This is a genomic window from Alcanivorax sp. (assembly GCF_051117345.1).
Taxonomy (GTDB): Bacteria; Pseudomonadota; Gammaproteobacteria; order Pseudomonadales; family Alcanivoracaceae; genus Alcanivorax.
The window spans coordinates 1-6,268 of the sequence record NZ_JBNPEC010000114.1 but is presented as its reverse complement, the minus strand read 5'-3'; the positions used below and the strand labels follow the sequence as shown (position 1 = coordinate 6,268).

Sequence of the window (6,268 nt, the reverse complement as noted above, 5' to 3'; positions counted from 1 at the left end):
TATTCCGGCTTCACGAATTTCAGTGTCATGCGATCACTTTCTCCGATCGCAAGATACTTTTCTCTGTCCTGATCGCCTAGCCGCAACGACGGCGGCAGCGTCCACACCCCTGCGGGATGGTCGGCGCTGTCCTGCGGGTTGGCGTTGATTTCCGACTGTTCTGCCAAACGGAACCCGGCTTGTTCTGCCTGGGCTATCACATAGCTTTCGGTCATGTAGCCGCTTTCAATCTGGTCTTCCAGTGAACGCTCCTCCGGCGCCCGGTGTTCCACTACCCCAAGAATGCCGCCGGGTTTCAGGGCTTTGAAGAAGCTGGCAAACACGGCTTCTGCCTTGCCGGCCTTGGCCCAGTTGTGCACATTGCGGAACGTGAGCACCCGGTCCACGGTGCCTGCCGGGGCAATGTCGCTGTAGACCGGCGGGTAGAGATGGGTGATGCGAACCTGGTCGTAGAGAGCGGGGTATTTCGCAAGATGCGCCTTGAACAGGGTCAGTGAGCGGGTGTAGTAACTGATATCGCTATCCGGCGGAAACTGGGCAGCGTAAAAGGTGCCTTCCTCGCGAAGATAGGGTGCCAGAACAGCGGTGTACCAGCCTTTCGCACCGGGCCAGATTTCCGCCACGGTCATGTCTTTTTCTACCCCGAAGAAATCCAGAGTCTGTGCCGGATGGCGATAGTCGTCACGCGCTTTCTCCTCTGCGCTGCGGTGGGGTGCGGAAAGGATATCGTCGAGGGAAGCAGCGTGTGTAAGGGAAAACGACAGCAATGCTGTCAGGGCAATCAGAATACGCATGATCTCGTCCTATCGTAGGCCGCGGATCAACACCTTCATGTAATCAGCGGCTTGTTGTTCGAGGCTGCCTTCGCCGGTGAGCGCCCAGGTATAAGTGGTGCCCACCACCAGATTTACCATCATCAGGATGGTGTCGCGGGTTGGCAAGGCCACGAAATAACCGTCTTTGCGTAACTCCTTGAAGAAGGCGTCTGCCACTGGCAGGTTCTGTTCCATCAAGGCCAGATACTGGCGCTGGATATCGCCCATGAAATCCCCGGCTTCCTGAATCAGTACTCGGGAGAAGTTCTGGTTCTGTTCCAGATAGCGGGCGACATTGCGACACAGGTTTTCCAGCCGCTCCAGTGGTGGCACGGTGCTCATCAGGTCGGCAAAGATGATGTCGCGGATGGTATTAAGGTTTTCTTCCACGATGGTCAGAAGCAGGGCTTCCTTGGAAGGAAAGAACTTGTAGATGGTGGCTTTGCCCACACCCGCCTGCACAGCGATGGTTTTCACCTCGGCACTGCGGAAGCCTTCGCTGGCGAAGACTTCCTGAGCGCAGCTCAAAATGCGGGCGCGGCGGGGATCATCCATGAAAGGTCCGTTATCCCTTACAGGTATTTGATTTTTTCCAATTGCTCTTCGAGCTTGGCCTGCTGGGAGCGGTAGTCATCCAGTTTGGCTTTTTCCTTGTCCACCACTGCCTGGGGCGCCTTGTCCACAAACTTGGGGTTCTTCAGTTTGACTTCGGCGCGACCCACTTCCTTGCGCAGTTTATCGATTTCCTTGGACAGTCGTTCGATTTCTGCGTCCTTGTCGATCAGGCCGGCCATGGGCACCAGAATTTCCATGTCTCCCACCAGCGCGGTAGCGGAGGCCGGGGCGGAATCCTGCGCATTCAGCCAGGTAATGGATTCCAGCTTGGCCAGCTTGCTCAGGAAGGTACGGTTGGCATCCAGCAGAGCCTTGTCGCTGTCTTTGCCATTGTGAAGGAACAGTGGCAGAGCCTTGCCCATGGGGATACCCATTTCGCCGCGGATATTACGCACCGCAGTGATCACAGCCTTGACCCATTCCGCGCCGGTTTCCGCTTCATCATCAATCTTGCTGGCGTCGCTGGCCGGGAAAGGCTGCAGCATGATGGTGTCACCGCTCTTGCCAGCCATGGGGCCAATCTTTTGACAGATTTCTTCGCTTATGTAGGGCATGAAGGGGTGGGCCAGACGGAGTATGGCTTCCAGCACGGTGACCAGGGTGCGGCGGGTGCCGCGTTTCTGGGCCTCGGAGTAATCGTCACCCCAGAGCACCGGCTTGGAGAGTTCCAGATACCAGTCGCAGTACTCATTCCAGATGAACTCGTAGGCGGCATGGCTGGCTACGTCGAAACGGAAGCTGTCCAGGGCTTCGCTGACTTCCTGTTCGGCGCGCTGCAGGGCGGAAATGATCCAGCGATCCGCCAGGGACAATTCCACCTCTCCGCTGAGACCACAGTCTTCGCCTTCGGTATTCATCATCACATAGCGGGCGGCATTCCAGATCTTGTTGCAGAAGTTCCGGTAGCCTTCGATCCGGCCCATGTCCCACTTGATATCGCGGCCGGTGGAGGCCAGGGAAAGGAAAGTGAAGCGCAGCGCATCGGTACCATAGGGGTTGATGCCGTCCGGGAAATCCTTGTGGGTGCGCTTGGTAATCTGCTTTTCTTTCTGGGGCTGCATCAGGCCTTTGGTGCGCTTGTCGACCAGCGCATCCAGGGTGATGCCATCGATCATGTCCAGGGGGTCGAGCACATTGCCCTTGGACTTAGACATTTTCTGGCCGTCGTTATCGCGCACGAGGCCATGCACATAGACCTTCTTGAAGGGCACCTGGTCGGTGAACTTCAGGGTCATCATGATCATTCGCGCCACCCAGAAGAAGATGATGTCGAAGCCGGTGACCAGCACATCAGTGGGGTGGAAGGTGCGCAGGGCATCGGTATCTTCCGGCCAGCCCAGGGTGGAGAAAGTCCACAGGGCGGAGCTGAACCAGGTGTCCAGCACATCGTCGTCCTGGCTCAGGGGGATGTCGCCGAGATTATGTGCCGCACGCACTTCTTCTTCGTTGCGGCCCACATAGACGTTGCCGTCGTTGTCATACCAGGCCGGGATGCGGTGGCCCCACCACAGCTGGCGAGAGATACACCAGTCCTGCAGGTCACGCATCCAGGAGAAGTACATGTTCTCGTAGTTCTTGGGCACGAACTGGATGTCACCATTTTCCACGGCGGCAATGGCTGGTTTGGCGAGCTCTTCTACCGCTACAAACCACTGGTCGGTCAGGTAGGGTTCGATGACCACGCCGGAGCGGTCGCCACGGGGCACCTGCAGGGTGTGGTCGGCCACTTTCTCGAGCAGACCCAGGGCGTCCAGATCGTCCACCACCTTCTTGCGGGCATCGACCCGGTCCAGGCCGCGATAGGCTTTCGGGACCTCGTCATTGAGCGCCGCGTCGATGGTCAGGATGTTGATCATCGGCAGGTCGTGACGCTTGCCCACTTCGTAGTCGTTGAAATCGTGGGCCGGGGTAATCTTCACGCAGCCGGAACCGAAGTCCGGGTCCACGTAATCGTCGGCAATGATGGGGATGTCGCGCTCGGCCAGCGGCAGGCGGATGGTCTTGCCGATCATGTCCTTGTAGCGCGGGTCTTCCGGGTGAACCGCCACGGCGGTATCACCGAGCATGGTTTCCGGGCGGGTGGTGGCCACTACCAGATGGCCGGAGCCGTCGGACAGTGGATAGCGGAAGTGCCACATGTGGCCCTGTTCTTCCACGTTTTCCACTTCCAGATCGGAAATGGCGGTGTGCAGGGCCGGGTCCCAGTTCACCAGTCGTTTGCCGCGGTAAATCAGGCCTTCTTTGTGCAGGCGCACAAAGACTTCGCGTACCGCGTTGGACAGGCCATCGTCCATGGTGAAACGTTCACGGGTCCAGTCCACGCTGGCACCCATGCGGCGCAGCTGGCGGGTAATGGTGCCGCCGGATTCGCCTTTCCATTCCCAGACTTTCTCCAGGAATTTGTCACGGCCCAGTTCGTGGCGGGTGGTGCCTTCTCCGGCCAGCTTGCGTTCCACCACCATCTGGGTGGCGATGCCGGCATGGTCGGTGCCCACCTGCCACAGGGTGTTGCGGCCCTGCATGCGGCGGTAGCGCACCAGGGTGTCCATGATGGTGTCCTGGAAGGCGTGCCCCATGTGCAGGCTGCCGGTCACATTGGGGGGCGGAATCATGATGCAAAAGGAATCACCCTGGCCGGAAGGCTTGAAATAACCGGCTTTTTCCCAGTTTTCATACCAGGCCTGTTCGATGCGATCGGGTTGATAAGTCTTGTCCATGAGTCCGCTTCTAAACCAGTAAAAAATGAGGGCGAATTATAGCGGAGCGAGGCGGCTGCGTCGCGGGTTGCGGGAAAAACGGGAGGGCGGAGGCTGGTGGCCACCTGGTCCGGAGAGTCTTGCCGTGATGGCGATCTGGTGGGTTTCCAGGCAGGTATACCGACAAGCGAAGGGGACGGCCTTTGCTGCGCCAGTCAGGGACCGCCAGAGGGATCGTTACGATTTCTTGCGCAGGGCGGCGCGCAGCCTCAGGCGCAGGGATTTTTCCAGTTTCGGCAGGGCTTCCGCCACCAGTTCATCGATAACGGCATCAATGTCGGCGTTGCTCAGAGAAGGACGAGCCGCCGCGGGGGTTGGTGTCGTGATGGCAGGCGCTGAAGTTTCCCGGGGAGAGGGCGGTGGCGACCCGAGAAAAGGGTTACTTCTTTCACTGGCCAGCTTGCGGATCTGCATCCGGTCCAGGTTGTGGCTCTCTGAGGGAGTGCGTTGTGGTGGTGTGTCGGCGTCGTCCAGAAGGGACTGCACATCGCCAAGCTCCTTGAGAAGCTCTTTTTTGCGTGACTCCCGGTCGCTCATGGTGGTGTCCGTGGGTTCTTCAGCCCAGTTCGTGGGTGGTGACCGGGAAGCCTCGCTCACGGTAGAAGCGAAATCGCTCGCGCCCAGCCTGTCTCTCATTCTCGGCCCCACTGATCATCTCCGCAACCCGCTGGAAACGGGAGGCGAAATCCGGCACCTGATCGGTCAGGTTGATCAGCACATCGTGGTGATCGCCAGGATCGCCACCGTGGCCCAGGATGACCGGCGCCTTGCCTTCCTGCTGAATGGCATGGGGAAGGAAACCGGTGGCAGGAGCTTGCCAGAACTGGTCGTCCAGTTGCCGTGCATGGTCCGCATCTCGGCAATGAATATAGACCAGCCGGCCCTGTTTCTGGGCCTTGTCGGCAATGCGCCAGGCCAGAGCCTGACGGACACCGTCGCCGGACTTGTTGCTCAGATAGAAGGTAACTTCAGTCATAGTAAAAGCTTGGACGCTTGACGCCCAAGGCCTGACGCGAGGTAGGCGCCAAACGTCGGGCACCCAGCCTCAGGCGTTATCCATCAAATAGCGAGTTAGCATGGGTACCGGCCGGCCGGTGGCGCCTTTGCTCATGCCGCCGCTGATCCAGGCGGTGCCGGCGATATCCAGATGGGCCCATTTCACGTCCTTGGCAAAGCGGGACAGGAAGCAGGCGGCGGTGATGGAGCCGGCTTTGGGGCCGCCGATGTTCTGCATGTCGGCGAAGGGGCTGTCCAGCTGGCCCTGATACTCGTCCCACAGGGGCATGGGCCAGCCCCGGTCGCCGGTTTCCTGGCCGGCAGCCAGCAGCGCCTGGCTCAGACCGTCGTCGTTGGCATAGACCGCCTGGGCATGAGCCCCCAGAGCGACGACGCAGGCACCGGTGAGGGTAGCAACGTCGATGACGGTGTGCGGTTTGTGCTTCTGCTGCACATAGGTGAGGGCGTCGCACAGCACCAGCCGGCCTTCAGCGTCGGTGTTGAGGATTTCCACGGTCTGCCCGGACAGGGTCTTGACGATATCACCGGGGCGGGAGGCGCGGCCGTCAGGCATGTTTTCCGCTGCCGCTACCACGGCCACCAGGTGGATGGGCAGATCCAGCTCGCACACGGTCTTGACGCTGCCGAACACGCTGGAAGCACCGCCCATGTCGTATTTCATCTCGTCCATGCTGGCGCCGGGCTTCAGGGAAATGCCGCCGGTATCAAAGGTGATGCCCTTGCCGACCAGGGCCACAGGGCCCTGTTTGGTGGGTTTGGCACCCTTGTATTCCATGACGATGATCTGGCCCTGGCGTTCGGAGCCCTTGGCCACGGCAACGAAGGCGCCCATGCCCATCTTTTCCGCCTGGGCCTGGCTGATCACCTTGACGGTGAGTTTTGCATATTGCTTGCCCAGATCCCGGGCTACGCCGCTCAGGTATTCCGGGTAGCAGGCGTTGGGGGGCAGGTTGCCCAGGTCGCGGGCCAGGTTGACGCCGTCGGCCACGCCCTTGCCGATCTTGCTGGCCTTGCTCAGGGCGGCATCCTTTTCCGCATGCCAAAAGGTCCATTTGTTCAGTTTGC

The 6,268-nt window shown here is 59.8% G+C and carries 6 protein-coding genes; all 6 read right to left on the bottom strand.

Going from position 1 to position 6,268, the window contains the following annotated elements; all coding sequences use genetic code 11:
- Nucleotides 1–794, bottom strand: a 794-nt coding sequence (locus ACFE0K_RS07430; RefSeq protein ID WP_434535461.1) for a class I SAM-dependent methyltransferase, incomplete at its 3' end; no start/stop codon positions are given.
- A 9-nt stretch (nucleotides 795–803) separates the two neighbouring features.
- Nucleotides 804–1,370, bottom strand: a complete 567-nt coding sequence (locus tag ACFE0K_RS07425; RefSeq protein ID WP_434535460.1) for a TetR/AcrR family transcriptional regulator — start codon at nucleotides 1,368–1,370, stop codon at nucleotides 804–806.
- 17 nt (nucleotides 1,371–1,387) lie between these two features.
- A complete protein-coding gene (locus tag ACFE0K_RS07420; RefSeq protein ID WP_434535459.1) occupies nucleotides 1,388–4,147 on the bottom strand; it encodes a valine--tRNA ligase in 2,760 nt (919 codons plus the stop codon).
- Nucleotides 4,148–4,363: 216 nt separating this feature from the next.
- Nucleotides 4,364–4,723 carry a hypothetical protein gene (locus ACFE0K_RS07415; RefSeq protein ID WP_434535458.1) on the bottom strand — a complete coding sequence of 120 codons (360 nt, stop codon included), beginning with the start codon at nucleotides 4,721–4,723 and terminating at the stop codon, nucleotides 4,364–4,366.
- 19 nt (nucleotides 4,724–4,742) lie between these two features.
- On the bottom strand, nucleotides 4,743–5,162 hold the full coding sequence (locus ACFE0K_RS07410; protein WP_434535457.1) for a DNA polymerase III subunit chi: 420 nt from the start codon (nucleotides 5,160–5,162) through the stop codon (nucleotides 4,743–4,745).
- Nucleotides 5,163–5,231: 69 nt separating this feature from the next.
- A partial coding sequence (locus ACFE0K_RS07405; protein ID WP_434535456.1) for a leucyl aminopeptidase occupies nucleotides 5,232–6,268 on the bottom strand: 1,037 nt, incomplete at its 5' end.

Bases quoted from the DNA above. Each gene is read 5' to 3' on its own strand.
- ACFE0K_RS07425 (WP_434535460.1), bottom strand. From the start codon at position 1,370: ATGGATGATCCCCGCCGCGCCCGCATTTTGAGCTGCGCTCAGGAAGTC.
- ACFE0K_RS07420 (WP_434535459.1), bottom strand. From the start codon at position 4,147: ATGGACAAGACTTATCAACCCGATCGCATCGAACAGGCCTGGTATGAA.
- ACFE0K_RS07415 (WP_434535458.1), bottom strand. From the start codon at position 4,723: ATGAGCGACCGGGAGTCACGCAAAAAAGAGCTTCTCAAGGAGCTTGGC.
- ACFE0K_RS07410 (WP_434535457.1), bottom strand. From the start codon at position 5,162: ATGACTGAAGTTACCTTCTATCTGAGCAACAAGTCCGGCGACGGTGTC.